Source organism: Streptomyces sp. YIM 130001 (genome assembly GCF_003574445.1).
Taxonomy (GTDB): domain Bacteria; phylum Actinomycetota; class Actinomycetes; order Streptomycetales; family Streptomycetaceae; genus Streptomyces.
This window is the reverse complement of record NZ_KZ984581.1, coordinates 26,340-45,862: the sequence shown is the minus strand read 5'-3', so window position 1 is coordinate 45,862 and position 19,523 is coordinate 26,340. Positions and strand designations below refer to the sequence as shown.

Genomic DNA, 19,523 nt, shown 5'->3' with positions numbered 1-19,523 from the left:
AAGGCGCTGTCAGCTCTGGAGCGAAAAGGGTGCCCTCAGTGGCCTACGACACGAGGTAAGGGCACGCCGCCGGTGTGACCGAGGAGAGAGACGGGCAGTCGCCGTCACCTCCCGCGTCGTCGCCGTCCGTGCGTCGGAGCCAGAGATCACCAGCGACGTGTTGGAGGCGATACCTGCCGGTGCACGGCCCGAGGGGTTGGCTTTCCGAATGAAGTCGGCCGGCTCGCTGGCGAGGAAGGTTGCGACCCGCTACCAGAAGAATCCGAACCGCTCGCCCCAGGAACACCTGAACAGCATGACCGACGTCGTGCGCTACACGATCGTGAGCCGAAACACCGACACCGTCTTCTCGGACGCGAGGGAGATGGCCAGCAGCCTGCGAAAGCTCGGCTGGACCATGGTCGAGGCAGATCACTCCTACACGGAGGGTGCGACATACAAGGGCCTGCACTTTCTTGCCCGTCACCCCTCAGGGGAGACCGTGGAGATACAGGCCCACTCCGAGCAGTCCATGGCGGTCAAGGACAAGAACCACATCGACTACGAGGTGTCCCGGGACCTTGCGACACCGATCGCCGACCGTGTTGCCGCGAACGAGCGGATGGTGGCGCGCTCTGCCACGTTGCGTGCGCCGGCCGGGATCCAGCAGGCAGGCGAGTTGGGGGGAGTGCCACTTGAAGTCAAGAACCGCTGAGCGCCTCCGAATACGGCGCCGCGTGGAAGAGACCGTACGTTGTGTGAAGAGAAGGAGTGTTTCGCCGTGACTGAATATTCACTGCTGTTGGTTCGAGACGGTGACGACGACGTTTGGCTGGCTGCTGAACGCGGGGGCCTGGTCTTCGTCTACCTCCCCGCCAGCGAGCAGTTTGTTCTGCACGACGCACTGTCCGCGGACTGGCTGGACCCGTCGAGCACGATGTCCTTCGTTCCTGTGACCGTCACAGACGCACTGAGGATCGCCAAGGACGGGAAGTTGGGCCGCCATGCCGACATCCTTCGGGACGCGACTGAGCGCCTGGATGCGCAGGCCGTGCTCGAGCCGGCCGTCCAGGATCCTCGAGGCGTAGCTGACGACAGCCGGAAGACCTTGGAATCAGCACCGCTCGCCACCTGGGTAAGCCTGCGGGAATTCCCGCCGGAGGAGGACGCGGAGGCCAGGGAGTGGGCGTCCGACGTCCGCACGGGAAAGAACTCGACGTACGCCCAGTTGGGACGACTCGAAGTCCGGACTGAATGGACAGCTACACGTACGGCCAGAGTCGTCATCGCCCGCCGCATGACCCCTGGCACCGAAGACGCATGACACTGCACATCGAGGAACAGTGCTGCGCCCTGGCCGACCGCGGGCGGAGAATGCGGCACAAGCGGCCACAGGGGGCGGACTCGACACGGATCGGCCTCACCGCCTGATCCGTGCCTGCCCCACCGCTGTTGCCGGTCGCCCGCAGGAGCCAGCATCACGTCCGCGCCCACTGGCCACGAGGTACGCCCCGCCCCGGTAGACACAACCGAGGCGGGGCGTTCGCACGACAGCCAGAGTTGGCGAGGCTGCCGTGGTGGTGGGGCGGTAGAGAAGTCGCCGACCATCACGATCCACGTCTCTCCGGTGCCCAAGATCCGGGGTCAACGCCCGTGAGGGTTGCCGTGTTCCAGGTGGAACGGTCACTGAACCAGGGGACAGGAAGCCTGCAAGGAGGCGGATGTCCCTGGCCCTGACTGGACGATGGGCGAGGAAATACAGCGGAGCTGAGATCGCGGCCGGTCAAGAGCCGTGGACCAGTGGCCGGGAGTAGGTGTGCGGGGGCGAGCACTCATGAGCAAGGGGACTGCTTCCTCGGGTTGCTACTCGGAGACCGTGCGCTGCCGAAGAAGATCGACGGCCTGTGGGTCGTCAGCTCGTCAGTTTTCGACCGCCACTGCGAAGAAACGTTTCGGCCAATGCTGGGGCAGGGGTGCGCACACCCTTCACGTTCGTCACGGGAACCACACAATCGTTGGTCCAGGCCTGAAGGGTGGTTTCGTGTCGCTGAGGCGGCGGCTCCCGAGGCGCGTGAACCGGCCACATCACGACGGGTTCCCCCTTTGTTGCCCTATGTGATCGACTTTGTTCTATTCTCGCTTCGATCAGCGCGGAGGGGGCCGCAACTGCATGGGGGCGCACTCTTACGGGCGCCGAGCGAGGCCCTCTCCGTTCGACGCGATACGTGATGGACGGAGACACATGCGAAGACCGTTGGCGGTAGCCCTGGGGGCGGTAGCTGCCGTATCGCTTTCTCTCGTTGCGGCGCCCAGCGCCCAGGCGGGAAGTGGCGATGACGCGAATGTGCACAGCGTGGAAGTCTGCAGGTCGAAGTCAAAGTCGAAGTTCAAGTTCCACATTTTCTACAACTCGGGCATGGGGGGCTCGTACAGGAACATCGGCTACAGCGTGTACGACTTCAACGCGGTGCGGCCAGGAGGAAGCAACCCCGGCACGTACTCCTTGAAGTTCTGCGTCTTCGGAGCCAGTAATCCCTGGCCCGGCTCCGCGCAGAAGATCAAGAACAACGCCGCGTCCGGCGACAACGACCACTACAAGTACACGGCCCGCGTCTACTACAACAGTGGGTACAAGGGCGCGCAGAACTCCATGGCGCCGTACCAGCACATCGCCCGATTCACGAAGGTCTACAACGACAACGCCTCGTTCCGGTGGACGTGATCCACGTGGACGGGAGCCAGGCAGCAGTGAAGGAGGGGGCGGCGAAGTGAGTTCTCGGGGAACGCTCGTCAAGGTGGCTGTGCCGATGGTGGCCGCCGCGGCCGTGGGGGCCGTGGTGCTCGTGACGGCGAGCGCCGACGGCCCATCACGCGGGGCCGAACAGCGGCAGTCGGTAGCCGGCAGCGGCGGAGTCGCGAAGGCACATATGGGTGATCCGGACGACCCGGCGACGTGGCGGTTGCCGATCGAGGCGTACGTGCCGTCGAAGGCGAACACCCGGTTGATCGCCGGTGCGAGGGACACGCTGATCGATGCCTGCATGGAGAAGGCCGGCTTCGCGGAGTGGGCCCCGGCGCTGGATCTGCCGGACCTGGGCGGCAAGACGCTGACGGACTGGCGCTACGGTGTCCATGACGCCGGTCAGGTCGCCAAACGCGGCTACCACCCCGACGCCGCCGAGCAGGAGGCGTACGACGCTGCCATGGAGGCCGGTGCCGTCGACGAGTCCGGTGCTGACGAAGGGCAGTTGAAGAACTGCGTGGCCCAGACCGATGGTGAAGTGCCGGCCATCGCCGAGGACGACCTCGCCCAGCAGATCAGCGGCAATGCCTACGCGGCTTCGATGCAGGAGCCCGCGGTGGTCAGCGTGTTCGAGAAGTGGGCTACGTGCATGGGGGACAAAGGCTTCTCGTACAAGAAGCCGATGGAAGCCAGTGACGACCCCCGTTTCAACGACCCGTCCCGGGTGACGGATCTGGAGATCGCAACGGCCAAGGCTGACGTCGAGTGCCGGGACCGGCACGACGTGGAGAAGACCTGGTACGACGCGGAAGTCCCTCTCCAGCAGGCTGCGATCAAGAAGCACCAGTCGGAACTCGACGTCCTGAAGAAGGACAACAAGGCTGCGGTCGCCAAAGCATCCGCAGCCAGAGCCCCCCGGTAACCAAGCGCGAAACGGCCCCGCCTCATCGGCGGGGCCGTACTTCGTGCTGCCAGTAACGCTGCAGACCTGTCGAGTTGAGGAGAGCTTTGAGGATCCGAAGACGTATACGGACGTCCGTGACGGCGATCGTCGCGGGAGCCCTGCTGGGGAGTCTGGTGCAGGCGACGGCCTGGGCCGATGATGCGGTGGGCAGATCACCGTCGGTACACAAGGCGGACAAGAAAGAGCTGGCCGAAGTACCCGCCGGCGAGCGGTCCGCCCTGCTGGGAAGTGACTACAAGGCGTCCAGGGACCTTGCTTGGGCGACGACCAGCGATGCCCGTGGCTTTCACCTACTCACCGCGTCCCAGAAGAACGGCTACACCTGGCGTACCGCGGCGTCGCTCTCGGAGCCGGGGTTTGACGCGGACGCGTGGATCGGGAACGCCTGTGTGACGGGGTCGGGCGAGCGGGCCGTCGTGGTCTACGCGCCCCGTACGTTCACCAACAAGCCTGATCTGATGGCCCGAGGTGCATTCACCGCAATCGTCGAACTCAGCAGCGGCAAGGTCACCAAGCTGCCGTTGCGGGCCTCCCTGTCGTACTACAACCCCGGGTGCGGTGTCGGGGAAGACACTGTGCTGACCCAGTCGGGGGGTGAGGACAAAGCTGCCACCCGACTGGTGCGAGTGGACGCGGCAACGGGCAAGCTCAGCAAGCCGGTGGAGACCAAGGGACAGGTCACCTCGACGGTAGTCACCAAGGACGGAACGACCATCGGTGCAGCCGGCGCCCAGATCGTGAAGGTCGACGCAGGCGGCAACAAGACCACGCTGGCCACCACGGATGCGGTGCCTTACCGGCTCGCTCCGGACGCGGACGGTGGTGTGGTCTTCCTCGACAAGAAACCTGCGCCGGGCAAGGGCGCGTCAGCCCGTGAGCGGAAGACGGCAAGGCAGACACAGGCCAAGCGCCTCACGGCTCGTCAGATCACCGCGCCGGACGCCGAGAAGACCCGCCCCGCGCTGTTGGCCGAAGGGCCTCTGGCCGAAACGGGCCTGACCCGAAATGCCGACACCGTATACGTGACAGGCAAGGCCGCTCCAGTCACCAGAGCGCTTCCCAAGACGGTACAGATGCTCCCCAAGACGCCCAAGGGCGCCAGGGTCTCCACCCTTGGTGAGGCCGTGCTGACCGAGACAGCATGGACCGACGGCCAGGGCGCGCTGATCAACGCGAAGGACGCGGACCTTGCGCGACCGGTCAACATCGACATGACCGTGCGGAGCAGCGGCAAGAAGACCGCCTTCACCGTGGACCCCACCCGGCGCCCGAGCAACAACATCAGCCAGAGCCGGGACCGTACTCCCGCACTCGCAGCACCCAAGTCCAGCTCCGGAACGCCTCCGAACTCCCGCCCCGGTGCACGTGCCGCAGGCCGCAACGAGATCGTCGAATCAGAACGGGTCTGCTCCGTTCCCCGCAACGATCCCCGCAACCAGGCGATCCAGCCCAAGCCGCGCCAGGTCGAATGGGCCGTCAACCAGGCGATCATCGGCGGCCTGAACAAGCACATCAGCCGCTCCGCGAACTGGAAGAACCTCGGCATGCCGGCGTATCAGCCGCAGACGCTTTTCCCCCGCCCGTCACTTGAAGGCGGCGGCCGGATACCGGCACAGGTGATGCTCGGCATCACCACCCAGGAATCCAACATGTGGCAGGCAGCCCGCTCCGCCGTGCCCGGCGTCACCGGCAATCCCCTGATCGGCAACTACTACGGCATCGACTACTACGACGGCGAGCCGAGCAACGACTGGGACATCGACTGGGCCGAGGCGGACTGCGGCTACGGCATCAGCCAGGTCACCGACCACATGCGCATGGCCGGCAGGGAAGACGGCCACGGCGGCGCAGCATGGCCCTACGACAAGCAGCGCGCGGTCGCCCTGGACTACACCGCCAACCTCGCCGCCGGCCTGCAGATCCTCAGCTCCAAGTGGAACGAGACCCGCAAGGCCGGACTGCAGATCAACGACGGCAACCCGAACCGACTGGAGAACTGGACGTTCGCCCTGTGGGCCTACAACTCCGGGTTCTACGCCAATAAGGGCGACGGCAGCCCCTGGGGTGTGGGCTGGGCCAACAACCCCGCCAACCCCGAATGGGACGCCAGCCGCACCCCCTTCATGGAAGACGCACTCGGCAACGAACGCCCCTCCGACGCCGCGCACCCGCAGGACTGGCCTTACCAGGAGAAGGTCATCGGCTTCGCCGCGCACCCGCCGTCGTTCCTCGAGGCTCCCGGCAAGCTGGTGCCCGCGTTCCGCGCAGCCTGGTGGAACGGCACAGGAGGTGACGCCACCGCCGACGGCAGCGCCAAGCAGAACCGCGCCAAGGCCAAGCCGCCGGAGGACACCTTCTGCACCGCAGGCAACGGATGCGACCCCGGCAAGATCAGCGATGGCGCGGAGAACGAACCCGGCGCGGGGCCATGCACCCGAAGCGACTTCACGTGCTGGTGGCATCTCCCGGCCGAGTGGAAGGACGACTGCGACTACTCCTGCGGAAACGAGTTCGTCCGCTTCGACGACAGCTACCCCGAGGAAGCCGACGGCACCGCCTACCCGCCGCAATGCACCACCACCGGCCTGCCCTCGAACGCCTTGATCATCGACGACCTGCCCGGCGGCACGCCACCGGTCAGGGCCGGCTGCAACAACTCCTGGGCCAACAAGGGCACGTTCACCGTCGACTTCGGTGACGGCGAAACCGGAGGCCACCCCTCACAGGGAACGCGCTGGCCGTCCAAGGTGGACCTGCACCAGCTCGGCGCCGGATTCGGTGGTCACTTCTACTTCGGCCACTCACGCCAGAACGACGCCAAGGGCCAGCGGCTGAACTTCACCGCCACCTGGAAACTCAGCACCGCCCGCACCGACTGGATGCGCGTCATGGTCCACCTCCCGGACCACGGAGCCCACACCCAGCAGGCCAAATACGAGATCGACACCGGCAGCGGCAGCTTCACCGAAACCCGCTACATCAACCAGAAGCGACAGGCCAACAACTGGGTCAACCTGGGCACGTACAAGATGGACGGCACACCCCGGGTACGCCTGGCAACACAGACGGACGACGGAACCGGCGACGACGATGTCGCCTTCGACGCCGTGGCCTTCCAGCCGCTGCCCAAAAAGCCACAGCACATGGTCGCCGTCCTCGGTGACTCCTACACCTCCGGCGAGGGCGCGGGCAGCTACCTCAAGGAAACAGACGACGACTTCGGCAACGACCGATGGAACGCCTGCCGCCGCAGCAAGAACTCGTGGGCCCGCAAAACCACCCTGCCCGGTCAGTCAGCCACCCTCGGCGAACTCGCCGACGCCCACTCCGCGTCGGTCGACTACCAAGACGTGTCCTGCTCCGGTGCCAGGACCTGGCAGATGAGCGGCGGCCCGAAAGAATGGGGCTACGACGGCAACTTCCGCGAAATGACCCAGGTCGACTCCGGGGTACTCACCGACGCCACCACACTGGTCACCCTCACCGCCGGCGGCAACGACGCCAAGTTCGCGGACGTCATCCGTATGTGCGCCACGACAGGGTGCCCGTCCGACGACGACGTGCGGGGCGATATCGACAGCATCATCTCGGATATCGAAGATGTGCTGCGAGCGGTCAACTTTGAGGCCAGCAACGCCAAGATAGTCCTGATGGGCTACCCAGAGCTGTTCAACGCTGATGCCGTCACCTGTGTGAGCGGAGTCGGTGGAGGAGGAATGAGTCGGATCAACGCCCACGCCCGCTACTTGGAGACCAAGCAGAAGGATCTGGTCGCCACACTCAAAGGCGACGGTCTACCGGTGACTTTCGAGTCTCCGAACGCGGACTTCGAGGGCAAGCGTGCCTGCGACGACCAAGAAGGGGTAAACAAGATCGTGAAAGCACCGGCAGGTGACGGCGACTTCCGCTGCGAGCCCGGCGGGAGTTGGTGCGTCAGCCGCGAAAGCTACCACCCGAACAACGCTGGTACGTCCGCCTACGCAGCGGCGTTCCGCCGTGCCGTCGGAAAGCTGTAGACCTTCGTGACAACAGATCCAGCCAGGGGCAGGAGCGCGACGTGGGCGAAAGCTCTCGCCGCGCTCCTGTGCGCCGTCGTCGTAGCCGTAGTAGCCATCTTCGTCATCATGGGCATCCAGCGCAGCAGCCGCGAGAACTCTGCCGTTGAGGCAACCCGCACGGACGCTAGACGCTACGCGGACGCTGTCGTGGACCGGGTAGACACGTGGCCCGCAGGCGCACAACAGCTCCGGGACATCCTGGAGTCGTCCACGAGTCCAGAAAGTCGTCTGTTCCAGGTGCACGAGAGTGACGAACGGACTCGTGTGGTCGCCCGGTTCAGAGGCCGCTACACCGACCCCATGCCCCTGTTCGCGTCAGCGGACAAGAGTATCGCCCGTTGCTACGCGTTCGACTTTCCACGAGCCGACCTGTCAAAGGGCCAGGTGCAGATCGAGTCAGCGGATGACGACGGGGCCTGCCTCAACTCATCCAAGAACGTTCGAGAGCTCCCTCGAAGCGCTAGCACAACCGGCCAGTGAGGGTTGTGCGCCTTGCCTCGGTAGCACCGGGGCAAGGCGCCTGATCACCGTTCGCGCGGCGCGGTTCGAGGAGGGACAGCGAGACCGGGCAGGCGGATCGACCGGCGCCTCTCCGGCGGCGGGGGAGAGATCACGGTGGACCTGCCGGTGTCGGTACTTTAAAACGTTCGTTTGATGTGTCTTTCGATCATGGAAGATGCATCGATGACCAGCAACAAAGTGACTGAGGCCGAGACCGTCGAGGCGTAGCTGACGGCAACCGCAGGACCTTGGCATCAGCACCGCTCGACACCTGGGCAAGCCTGCGGGAATTCCCTCCGGAGGAGGACTCAGAGCCAGGGAATGGGCGTCCGACGTCCGTACGGGCAAGAACTCGACGTACGCCTGTCGGTAGCCAGTTGGGATTCCCCAGCGGCAGCCACTGGAGAGGAGGCATTTGCCTGCCGATTCGTGACTGCCTGTAATGGGGGTGCTGAGGCCACTGCGAGGCGGTAGCGTCCCGAGGATGGCGGGCGAGGATGCGTTGCAGGATCAGCCCCACCGGGAGGTGTTACGGGTCGGGGACACCGTTCGGCGGCCTGCCCAGCCCTGGACACGGACAGTCCACGCCTTCCTCAGGCATCTAGATGCAGTGGGCTTTCCCTACGCACCGCGGCCGCTGGGGTTCGATGAGCAGGGCCGGGAGGTGCTTACCTTCATCAATGGTGAGTCCGAGCCGCAGAGTTGGGCCAAGGTGGTGGACGACCAGGGCCTGTCCGCCTTCGCCCGGCTGTTGCGCAACTACCACGATGCGACCGCGGGCTTCTCGCCGCCCGACGATGCGGTCTGGGCCGACGGCGCCACTGCACCCGGTGAAGGCGAGGTGATCTGCCACGGCGACTTCGGTCCATGGAACGTGGTCTGGCAGGTCAACCGCCCGGTCGGGATCATCGACTGGGATTTCGCCCGGCCGGCGCCGCCGATGCACGATGTGGCCTACGCCCTGCAATACGTCGCTCCGTTTCGGGACGACGCCGAGTGCCTGCGCTGGCTGCGCTATCCGGAGCCACCCGACCGACGCCGGCGTCTCGAGCGGTTCTGCACGGCCTACGGCCTCACCACAACCGCCCGAGTCGTGGATGCCGTGATCGACAGCCAACAGGCAACCATCGACCTCGTGCGCAGACTGGCATCTCAGGGGCATGAGCCCCAGGCCACCTGGGTCCGCGAAGGTCTGCTGGAGGAACTCGGCCGACGACTGGCCTGGAGCCGTGCGAACCGCCCTCTGTTCGAATAACGGACTGTACCTGCCGTTCCGCCGTGATCGGATCCTCGGCGTCACGGAGCGTGCTTCTGACCGCGGCTGGGGAACGCACCTGGCCGTCAGTGGGACGCCAGAACTGGCCGTCCCTGGGGGAATCCCGGCTGCCCGCTGTCACTGACCGCCGGCCAACGCAGCACATCTGCCACCACTGAACACGAGATACGCCCCGCCCGGTGGATCGCCGAGGCGGGGCGTTCGCATGACCGGCGCTGTCCCGGCACGCTCTGCCGCAGGCTGCGGCTACGAGCTGCATCGCGTTAGCGCGCGGCTCACGAAGTGGTCGCCCGCGTCTCCTGGCTCGCGAGCCGAGATGTGGGCGCGGGCGGGACGTTGGCCCTAGTGGTCGTGGACGGATCCGGGGAGGTCGGCTCGGGGCTGAGGAGAACATCGCAGGGACCGGGGGAGCCGAGCAGGGGCGTCACGATGGGGGCGAAGGGGCCGTGCTGGTGGAGTTGGTCGAGGGTGGTGGCCCCGGCGGCGATGCCGGCCCGGTGCAGGCGAGGGTCCGCATCCGCGAGGGCGCGCAAGTCGTCGATACGGCGCGCGAGGCTACTCGCGGACGCGCCGGTCAGGATGAACAGCATCCGCGGGAACTTCGCGTACCGATCCCGCCAAGCCTCCCGCCCGGGGCTTGAGTTGGCGCGTCGGCCGGGACCGGCCGGCGCGGGCGTGTAGGTGGCGTACCGCGCGTATGCGGACAGCTTCTTGCCGAGGCGAGCGACGTGCATGGTGGACCGGTCGACCTCGAGGAAGAACGTCAGCAGTTTGCGTGCCCCGTCGGGTGTGGTGTGGGTGTAGTGGAGCACCCCGTCCGGAATGAGGAACGCGTCGTCGCCGAGCCGGCTGTCTCCGTCCCGCATGCGGTGGGCGAGTTCAGGCTCCCAGTCCAGCGGCCCGCACTCGTCGCCGAGATGCCGCGCCCACTCCGTGAACAGCAGGCCCGTCTCCACGCACGAGCGGGTGTGCTCCTGCAGCTGCGAGGCCGCGGCCTCGGGACTGATGCGGTAGGCCCGCGGGGTGATCTGCCCGTCATGCTCGACGACTTCAGCGCCGCGCGGGGTGACGTACCACAGGAGCTCACTACGCCCCAGCGTCGGGCCGGAACGTGCACCGCGCCGCTCGGTGGAAGCCGCGAGCCCCAGGCTGCGCAGGATCGAGAGTTGCCGGCGCAGATACACCGCCCTGCGGGTGTGCGGAGTGAGGAGCCGGTGGAGTTGGGAGGTGGCGACGAGCCGGTGCTGGTAGAGCACGGGCAGGGCCTGTTGGGCGAGCGTCGACAGGGCCGGCGAGACAGCAGCGGGCATGGGCGGCGTTGCGGTGGTCACTATCCGACCTCGATTCGCGGGAGAGCTGATGCGTCGGCGGTGGGGGTGCGGGTCGTGGCCTGCGTGGCCGCGGCCCGGCGGTGGCCAGCCCCGGAAAGCTCGGCGAGGATCATGTCGTCGTGCCCGGGCAGGGTGGTGTCGTTGCCGTCCAGGGCGAGCAACGCCTCGGAGACGGAGCGGCGTTGGGAGCCTTGGTTCATCGCGGCGAGGAGTTCGGGAACCTGTTCGGGATGGTGGTAGTCGGCGTACACGTCGTGCACGGGCACACCGAGGACCCGGAACGGGTCGGTGGGCTGGCCGTGTAGCGTCGCGGTCATCACGTACCGGTATTTGCCCTGCTTCTCGATCGTCCGGGGCGTGATCGTGTCCATGCGTTTCGCGACGAACGCGGCCTCGTCGCTGTCCGCGGCCGCCGCCGACAGCAGGGACTGGTTCTGCATCAGGGCCTGCCGTGTCTCCTCGGACAGGCGCATCACCATCTGCGTCATCCCCATCAAGTGGATCTCGTACTTGCGGAGCTGCTCGAGGACCTTGGCGAGGTAGCCGCGGGAGGCTCCGTCGATCGCGGTGAGCTCGTCCGCGAACGGCCAGAACGGGGCGAGCTGCTCCTGCGGGATCCCTTCGCGGGACAGTCCGGCGAGGAACAGGTCGAACAAAAGCAGCGACGTGATCAGCTGATCGGCGCCGCCGGTCCCCGAGGCCCGCAGCAGCACGATCTTCTTCTCGTCCATGGCCCGTCGCACCTTGTAGGTGGAGCGCGGCTGGCCGAGGAACGCGCGCAGCGAGTCCGAGGTCTCCAACTGCTCGAGGGTCTGGGTCACCACTGGCACCGCGCCGCCCTCGTACTTCGGGAACGTCGTGATCCAGAACTTCCGCAGCTTGCGCGGCAGCAGCGCCAGGACCTCCTCGCGCCACTGCTCGTCGTTGAGGAGCCTCGTGATCGAGAACAGGGTCGGCTGCAGGTCCGGCCGGCCACGCCTGCACATCTCGAGCGCTAGGTGGGCCAGTACCTGCACGGCATGGGAGAGGATCGACCGCGCGCGCGGAGCCCGGTCTCCCCATCCCTGCGCGGACGCGAGCCCGCCGACAACCGCGCCGATCACGTCCTGGACCTCCGCCACGTCGCGGCCCTCCATATCCAGCGGGTTCCACGACATGATCCGGTCCGACGGGTTCTTCGCCCCCACGTCAACCAGCAGCACCCGGTCGGCGACCGCGGGATGCGTCAGATACGGCAAGGCCCGCAGCACGGCCGCGCCGTGCGGGTCGAGGAACCACACCCCGTCCCCGCCATACGCCAACGCGAGCGCCTGCACCAAAGCCAGCTCCGACTTACCGAAACCCGACTTGCCCAGCGACGCCCCGAACAGCACATCAGCCTTCGGAACGGCACCGAGCCGCACGGTGCCGTCCGCCAGCGTCACCAGACCGCACGGCACCATCCCCCGCTGCCCCGTCCACTCCGGCAACTGCGGCGGAGCCGGCGGCACCACACCACCCGTGCGCACCACATTCGTTGCCGGGCAGTGCACCGTCGGCGGCTTCAACAGCGCGGCGATCTCCCGAGCGGTCACCCACTGCCGCTTCGCCGGGGCGAACTCCCCGCTCCAAAACCGCCGTTCGAACCGGGAGCGTCGCCACCACACACTGCTGTACGGCCGCCACCCAGTCCGCCGCGGCCCGACCGGCCGCCACCAGTTCTCGCCCTTGAACGCATCCAGCACCGACATCACCTGATGCAGCCGCGCCTGCGCCCGCCCGGGATGTGTCGCCGTCACCCGGATCAGGACCTGCACCGCGAACACCGCAGTGTCCTCCGAGGGCAAGAACTTGCCGATCCCCTCGGCCAGATCACGCTGCCGCGGCGCCCGCTGCCCCGAACCGCCCCGCGCCCCACCCCCGTTCAGGCCGTCCCATACCTGCGACCACATGCTCCCGCCCTGAGCACCCCCGCGAACCTGCTCCCCGTACGCGGACGGGCCGCGCGCTTGCGCCCGCCGCATCAGCCGGCGCCGCCACCTGGCTACCCGCCGCCCGGACACCGGCACCAGGTCGACGACCAGTTCCGCCTGCTCACCGCTGCCACTGTCCACCTGCGCGCACGCTGCGGCCATCACGTGCAGCGGGTCCGGATCCAGGCCAGCGGCCGTCAGCCGCCGGTGATCAGGCCGAGCGAGCACCAACTCGGCTCGCGCCACATACCGCTCACCCGGCAACGGCTCCGCGCAGGTGGCGCTCCGCTCCGTCCCGGGCCCCGCTGCCGGGGCCAGATGCACGTCCCCGTCCGCCGCCTGCACAGTGGATTCGGGAGAGTGCTTGGTCAGATCGATGAGAGTGGTCACGTCTGGGCTTCCTTCACAACGTTGAGTTCCTCGGTATCGCCCTCGACGGCCGGGTCTGCGGAAGGCAGCGGCGGGACCTGCTCGAACCGGATCCGCTGAGCGCGCTGAGGGCCCGTCGTGCCGGCGTCCGCGATGTCGACCTCGGCGAAGGACGGCAGCCGCAGCAGAGCCGCAGCCCGCTCCGGCGCTTCCAGCTGGTAGGCGAGCCTGCTGTCCGTACAGACCAGCCGGATGCGCACCCCCGAGGCGCGACGCGGCAACCATCCGGCAGCCTCCGGGACCCGCGCGATCCGTGCAGCCTGCCGGTCGATCGCTTCCGCCGACGGATCGAATGTCCCGGCCGGGATGAAGTCCACGACCGCGCGGTGTGCCAACGCCGCCCGTGCCCGGCGCCGCCACCACACCCACACCGCCGTCCCACCGACCGCGACCAGCACGGCTCCGCCGATCAGCCACCCGGCCGACGCCGCCACCACGATGCCGAACCGCTCCGGCACCTCCGCGAGTGCCTGCAGCGCCGCCGTCACCTGCTCCAGCATCAGCAGTCCCCGGCAGGGATCCGCGGACTACGGCGCTGATACCGGCCGCGCGGATCCACCCCCCGCACCCCGTCAGCCACCGCGAGCCACACCCTGCGAACCAGCAGACCGCCGCACACCATCGTCAACACCGGCACCCACGGCCACCCTCGCCGCTCCGACGCGGCCGCGGACGCCGACTCCCCTATCACCGGCAGACGCGCCAAATCCCCACCCCACCACCAGCCGGGCACGCACCCCACCACGAACACGGCCGCAACGAGCCACCCACACAAGCTGATCAGTACCTCCACGGCAGCATCCCGCTGACTGCGCTCCGCCGGATACGTAGCACGCGCCCCCATGGCCGATCCCTCGGGCCGGGCGGCCGGATGCCGCCATTCACCTACCGCAAGGACCACGGAACGGCGGAACGTGACAGCCCTTCGGAAACAAATCCCGACGAGCCGGTACGACACCGGATCTGGATGCTGTGCCACGCAGAGAGCCAGCACGCCCGACGGCTTCCATGGCGCCGCGGATCATCGCGACCGGCACCGACTCCCTACCGCCTCGCCCCCACGGTGTCGCGAACGCCGACACGGTCACCCGACGCGGGGGTGTCGCCTGCATCAGAGGCGGAGCCCTCAGGCGCGTTCCACTGCAGTGTCCAGTAGGACGGTCCACGGGAACGGGCGCTTTTCGCCGGGTGAGTTCGGCTGAAAGCCGCCGTCGCCGTACAGCACGCGCACGCCCATGCCGCGCAGCTCCGCAAGACTGCGCTCCCACTGCACATGCCGCGCATAGGCCGCATTGACGCAGGGCATGGCCACCATCGGGATCCCCTTGCCCACACCCTCGGCGACCACGCCCACGACGAACGACGACGTCAGCCCGAGAGCCCAGCTGTTGGCACTGTTGAACGTGAGCGGTGCGAAGGCGATGACGTCCGCCGGCGGCCACACGTCGGGGGAGCCGGGCTGCTTGTAGCGGGAGCGCACCGGATGCCCGGTCAGGTCCGCGAGGTCGTCGAGGCTGTCGGCCAGCCACTCGGCGGCCGTCGGCGTCAGCCCGAGGCACACATCTACGCCGCGCGCCTGCGCGTCCTCGATCACCCGCGCGATGTCGAACACCGGAGGGGCCGCACTGGCGAAGAGATACAGCGTCGTCATGCAAGCCATCCGATCACATACGTCCGCCCCCAATCCCAGGGGAATCGGAGGCGGACGCGGGTACCGTTCCAGATGACAAGTCAGGAACGGAGACCAGTATGTCAAGACTGGACGACGACCACACGGGCGCCCGCATCAAGGAACAACGAAAACTGGCCCGCCTCACCCAGCGCGAACTAGCGGACCGTATCCCGTACTCGTACAGCCTCCTCAACCAAGTCGAGTGCGGCGCCCGCCCCGCTACGCCCGACTTCGTCGCGGCTGTCTCCCGCGCCCTACAGATCGACGTCACTGCACTGACGGGACAGCCCTACGTGACGGAACTCCAACAGGACCGGCTTGCCGCACTCGTCCGCCCGATCCGTGAAGCCCTGGACCTGTACGACCTCGGCGCAGACACCGACTTGATCACTCGTCCCGCCGCGCAACTGATTGCCGAAACCGACCGGCTCTGTGCGGAGGTGCGCGCTACCAACCTGCGCAACGCGGCCACCGCACTGCCCGGCACGATCGCGGAACTCACCACCTCCGCCTGGACCACTCCGTCAGCGGAACTGTGGCGCGCTCTGGCATCCGCCTACCGCACCGCGCACGACATCAGCGTGAAGCTCGGCTACTACGACCTGTCCGCCGTCGCCCTGGACCGCATGAACTGGGCAGCCGAGCGGGCCTCCGACCCGTGCATCGCCGCTGTCCGCCAGTACATGCGCGCCCTCGTCTACTTCCGTGAGGGCGAATACACCATCGGCCAGAGGCTCGTTGCAGCCGGCCAACACGCGGTGGGGCAGGCCAAAACATCTCGGGAAGCCCGCGCCGTCGCCGGGCAACTCCACCTGGGGGCCTCGGTGATCGCCGCCCGAGCGGACCGGCCCACGGCGGTGGACGAACACATCGCCGCGGCCTCCGCGATCGCCGAAACCACCGACGCCCCTGACGTGCACTGGCTCAGCTTCGGGCCCACGAACGTGGCCCTTCACCGCATGTCGGCCGCGGTGGAAATGCGGCACTACGACGACGCCCTCACACAGGCCCGAAAGATCAACGTCCCTGTGTCGCTGGCCACTTCCAGGCGCGCGCACTATCTCCTGGACCGGTCCCGCACCGAGATGGAGACCGGGCACAGCGAACAGGCACTGAAACACCTCGTCGAAGCCCGCCGCGCCGCCCCGGAACAGACCCGCTATCACCCGTCGGCACGGGAGACGATCAGCGGACTCGTCTACATGGCGCGCCGCACTCCCGACACGCTCTCGCACATGGCCGCATGGGTCGGCTTGTAGCCGCACTCACAGCGCTCACAAATCTGTGAGCATTGCGCACTCTCCGTGGCGTCACTCTGGTTGCACAGCCGGAGACCGACGATTCGGGGTGCGTGCGTCATGGAGTTAGCGAACCGAGAACGGCGCATCTGCGCCTACTGCGCCGAGCCCGATGCAGACGTGTGCGTCGCGCTGGTCCGTTCCCAGTCGGGCCCTGACCGCTCGGTATATGCGCACGAGCGATGCGCACGCGACCGTGGGCGCAGCGCCCTGTACCGCGTGCTTCCCGAACTGCGCCTCGGAGCGGAGCACTTCGGATGAGCCGCACAGTGATCCGCCACGAGCCGTACACGCTGCGCCCCGACCGCACCCCCGGCGCCTCCGGCCCCGTCCGGGAGATCGAATGCACCACCTGCATGCAGCGCTCGCATCCCAGCGACGGCCAGTCCCCCCCCGGACCTGTGGGCCCTGGACCACACCGCCGCCACCGGCCACACCGGATACCGCGAACTCGTGACCGCGTTCCTGCGCGTCACCCGAGCAGGGCGCGCCTGATGTACACGATCACGCTGGAACCCCGCCATCGATGTGGTGCCGCTACGAACAGCGCACCGTCCCCTACGAGCCGGCCGAGCATCTCCAGGAGTGCTCGCTGTGCACGTCCCGCACGCACGCTGCCTGCGTCTGCCCAACCCGCCGCAGGCGGAAGGCAGGGACGTCGTGAGACCGGCCCGGCGGCGCGCCCTCGTCGAGCACACCATCACCGGCACCCTCGCCACCCTCACCGTGTCTGCGTTCCTGCTCGCCCTGTGGCAAGTCCTGTAACCCACCAGTCTCCGACGCCCTCCCGAAGCGCCCGTTGTGCTCGGGAGCGCGCCGGCCTCAAGCCTCCGCCCGGCCCACGTTTGACGGCGCCGGTCCCCCTGGCCGGGGGCCGGGCGGAGCCCCGCAACCGTTTTCGTGGAGGACCGCTGTGCATGCCCTGATCGCCAGCCCTCAACAGACCAAGCACGTCATCGCCCGCCCCGGGCAACGCCGTTGCGCGCAGATCCCCGCAGCCATGTACGACGAACTCGCCAACGCTGCCCACACCGGTGCACCGGTACCTGGATGGCTCTCCGACTCCGCCCAGTCAGCCTGGGGCCTCGATCTGACTGGCCGCACCGTCGCCGACACCGTGCTGGTCCGGCCCCGAACCAGGCTCAACTACTCCCGCGCCACCTGGGAGATCAACCTCGGCTGCAACTTCAACTGCGAGCACTGCTACCTGCCCGAGCGCCCCTTCGACGGCCTCGACCGCACCGGCAAACTCCACCTCATCGACATGCTGCGCGACGCCGGCGTGCTGTGGCTGCAGATCACCGGCGGAGAGCCGACCATCGACCCGCACTTCACCGTCGCCTACGCACACGCCTACCGCCACGGCATGCTCCTGGAAATCCTCACCAACGGATCGCGCCTGAACCACCCGGCGATCCTGGACCTGCTCACCGACATGCCGCCGCACAAGGTGACCGTGTCCCTGTACGGGGCCACCGAGGAGACCGCCGACACGCTCACCCGCAGCCGTGGCGCGCACCGCCGCGTCATGCGCGGACTCACCGCAGCACGAGACGCGGGTACCGCTCTGGACCTTGCGCTGATCATGACGCGGCACAACGCGCACGAGGCCGACGCGATGCGCGCCATCGCCGCCGAGTACGCGACGAGTTCCGCCGAGTACGCCAACATCTCCCCGACGTACGACGGCCGCCCCGACCCTATGGCCGCCCAGCATCCCGACTTCATCGACCGGTCCACCGTCTTCGGCGGCTGCCCGGCCGGACACACGTTCTTCCACGTCGACCCCCACGGCAAGGCCACGATGTGCAAGGTCGGCCGCGAAAACCCCGTCGACCTGATCGCCGAAGGCCTCGACGGACTGCTGCGCCTTCCGTCGATCGCCGATGGCCAGATGCTTCGCACCGGTGGCTGTTCGGGCTGCAAGATCTCCGGCACCTGCCGGGTCTGCCGCCCGCTCGCAAAGGCCTACCAGGAGGCGAAGGCACCACTGAACACCTACTGCCAACACGGACAAGGAGCACCGGCATGACCGCCATCGCAGTCGAGATCACCCCCCGCCCCCGCACCCTCGACGAGGAGCCCGCGGGCCTGGTCCTCATCGAGGACATCGAGTCGCTGACCGACGACGCCATCCCCGGCTGCGGCGACGACAACCCCTACAACTGACCTTCCAGACCGGCCTTGCGGCCCCCTCTCCCGGGGCCGCACGGCTCCCCGCTACCCAGGACGGACCGCCCTGATCCATGCCGACTGACCGCCACACCGTCGATTCGCTGCCTCCCGCTGTCATCTCCTCGATCACCGCACACACCGGGCCGATCGAAGAGATCACCGAGTCCGGGAGCGGTTTCAACTCCGAGATCTCCGCCCGCATCCAGACCAGCGCGGGTGCCTTTCACCTCAAAGGCCTGCGGGCCGAACACCCGCGCGGCTGGACGCAGCAACGCGAGGCCGACACCAGCCCGTACGTCACAGGGATCTCACCGGCACTACGGTGGCGCATCGAGGTGGCCGGCTGGGATGTGCTGGTCTTCGACCACGTCACCGGCCTGCACGCCGATTACCGGGACTCCACCGACCTCGCCCACGTGACCGACATGCTGACCCGCCTGTCCGAGGTCCACGCCCCGCACGGGATCGAACTGAAAGAGGCCGGGCACCGGCTGCGCGACTACCTACCCGCCGACACGAAGTCTCTGTTTGCCGGCAACCAGCTGGTCCACACCGACCTGAACCACACCAACGTACTCATCACGGGTGACCGGGCGCTGTTGGTGGATTGGGCCTGGGGAACCCGTGGTCCGGCGTGGCTCGACGCGGCGTGGTGGGCGCTCTGGCTGATCGCCGACGGCGAGCACACGCCGCACAGTGCAGAGCAATGGGCCGCCCGCGTCCCTGCCTACCGGCAAGCACCAGAGGATGCGCTCGATGTGTTCTCCGACGCCATGCGCCACTTGTGGGGCGAGATCGCCGAGAACGGCGCTGAATGGGCCGCAGGCGTCCACCGGGCGGCCCAGGCCTGGGCCACACACCGACTGAACGATCCCTACGGGCGATCAAGAAGCAGATGACCTACCGCAGTTTTCCTCGCCGAGCTGCTGATGACCGAGTGCGAAAACCGGGCCCTGTCCCCGCTCGGAGAGGTGACCGCGACCAGAACAGCCTCGCCGGCATCAAACTTCCGATCCGCTCCGGCGCCTCCGTGAGTGCGTGTAGCGCCGCCGTCGCCTTCTCCAGTATCAGCAGTCCCTGGCAGGGAAGCGCGGACTACGGCTAGTTGTCCGCGCAGAGCGGTGTTCTCGGCTTCGAACTCGGTA

15 protein-coding genes are annotated in these 19,523 nt (G+C 67.6%); 11 read left to right on the top strand and 4 right to left on the bottom strand.

Translation table 11 applies throughout. The features are described 5' to 3' along the window. The 6 genes from DSC45_RS34915 to DSC45_RS34885 all read left to right on the top strand — a co-directional run. A partial coding sequence (locus DSC45_RS34915) for a hypothetical protein (RefSeq protein ID WP_205571500.1) occupies nucleotides 1–694 on the top strand: 694 nt, incomplete at its 5' end. Nucleotides 695–760: 66 nt separating this feature from the next. Further along, nucleotides 761–1,303: a hypothetical protein gene (locus DSC45_RS34910; protein ID WP_119296070.1), complete on the top strand. Its 543-nt coding sequence runs from the start codon at nucleotides 761–763 to the stop codon at nucleotides 1,301–1,303. Nucleotides 1,304–2,395: 1,092 nt separating this feature from the next. Beyond that, a complete protein-coding gene (locus DSC45_RS36720) occupies nucleotides 2,396–2,701 on the top strand; it encodes a hypothetical protein (RefSeq protein ID WP_240435025.1) in 306 nt (101 codons plus the stop codon). 46 nt (nucleotides 2,702–2,747) lie between these two features. Beyond that, nucleotides 2,748–3,644, top strand: a complete 897-nt coding sequence (locus tag DSC45_RS34900; RefSeq protein WP_162929443.1) for a hypothetical protein — start codon at nucleotides 2,748–2,750, stop codon at nucleotides 3,642–3,644. A gap of 116 nt (nucleotides 3,645–3,760) precedes the next feature. Beyond that, a complete protein-coding gene (locus DSC45_RS34895) occupies nucleotides 3,761–7,702 on the top strand; it encodes a golvesin C-terminal-like domain-containing protein (protein WP_240435024.1) in 3,942 nt (1,313 codons plus the stop codon). A 1,027-nt stretch (nucleotides 7,703–8,729) separates the two neighbouring features. Further along, entirely contained in the window at nucleotides 8,730–9,500 is a 771-nt protein-coding gene (locus DSC45_RS34885) for an aminoglycoside phosphotransferase family protein (protein ID WP_119296076.1), read from the top strand. A 296-nt stretch (nucleotides 9,501–9,796) separates the two neighbouring features. Here DSC45_RS34885 and DSC45_RS34880 read toward each other — a convergent pair whose 3' ends face one another. The 4 genes from DSC45_RS34880 to DSC45_RS34860 all read right to left on the bottom strand — a co-directional run bounded on the left by DSC45_RS34880 (nucleotide 9,797) and on the right by DSC45_RS34860 (nucleotide 14,884). Beyond that, nucleotides 9,797–10,852 (bottom strand): replication-relaxation family protein, encoded by a 1,056-nt coding sequence (locus DSC45_RS34880; protein WP_240435023.1) that lies wholly within the window; start codon nucleotides 10,850–10,852, stop codon nucleotides 9,797–9,799. Next, entirely contained in the window at nucleotides 10,852–13,194 is a 2,343-nt protein-coding gene (locus DSC45_RS34875) for a type IV secretory system conjugative DNA transfer family protein (protein WP_119296064.1), read from the bottom strand. Before DSC45_RS34875 ends, DSC45_RS34880 begins: the two co-directional genes overlap by 1 nt. Next, nucleotides 13,191–13,733 carry a hypothetical protein gene (locus tag DSC45_RS34870; RefSeq protein WP_119296063.1) on the bottom strand — a complete coding sequence of 181 codons (543 nt, stop codon included), beginning with the start codon at nucleotides 13,731–13,733 and terminating at the stop codon, nucleotides 13,191–13,193. The genes DSC45_RS34875 and DSC45_RS34870 overlap by 4 nt, the downstream gene beginning before the upstream one ends. Before the next feature lie 626 nt (nucleotides 13,734–14,359). Further along, entirely contained in the window at nucleotides 14,360–14,884 is a 525-nt protein-coding gene (locus tag DSC45_RS34860; protein WP_119296061.1) for a flavoprotein, read from the bottom strand. Between the two features lie 98 nt (nucleotides 14,885–14,982). Here DSC45_RS34860 and DSC45_RS34855 point away from each other — a divergent pair, with 98 nt between their 5' ends. The 5 genes from DSC45_RS34855 (at nucleotide 14,983) to DSC45_RS34845 (ending at nucleotide 19,277) form a co-directional block, all read left to right on the top strand. Further along, entirely contained in the window at nucleotides 14,983–16,164 is a 1,182-nt protein-coding gene (locus DSC45_RS34855; protein ID WP_119296060.1) for a helix-turn-helix domain-containing protein, read from the top strand. Nucleotides 16,165–16,797: 633 nt separating this feature from the next. Further along, on the top strand, nucleotides 16,798–16,968 hold the full coding sequence (locus DSC45_RS36000; protein ID WP_162929442.1) for a hypothetical protein: 171 nt from the start codon (nucleotides 16,798–16,800) through the stop codon (nucleotides 16,966–16,968). A 148-nt stretch (nucleotides 16,969–17,116) separates the two neighbouring features. Continuing rightward, nucleotides 17,117–18,235 carry a radical SAM protein gene (locus tag DSC45_RS34850; protein WP_119296059.1) on the top strand — a complete coding sequence of 373 codons (1,119 nt, stop codon included), beginning with the start codon at nucleotides 17,117–17,119 and terminating at the stop codon, nucleotides 18,233–18,235. Further along, complete coding sequence (locus tag DSC45_RS35995) at nucleotides 18,232–18,372, top strand: hypothetical protein (RefSeq protein WP_162929441.1); 141 nt, start codon at nucleotides 18,232–18,234, stop codon at nucleotides 18,370–18,372. The genes DSC45_RS34850 and DSC45_RS35995 overlap by 4 nt, the downstream gene beginning before the upstream one ends. 77 nt (nucleotides 18,373–18,449) lie before the next feature. Then, nucleotides 18,450–19,277, top strand: a complete 828-nt coding sequence (locus tag DSC45_RS34845) for a phosphotransferase family protein (protein WP_119296058.1) — start codon at nucleotides 18,450–18,452, stop codon at nucleotides 19,275–19,277. Nucleotides 19,278–19,523: the final 246 nt, after the last annotated feature.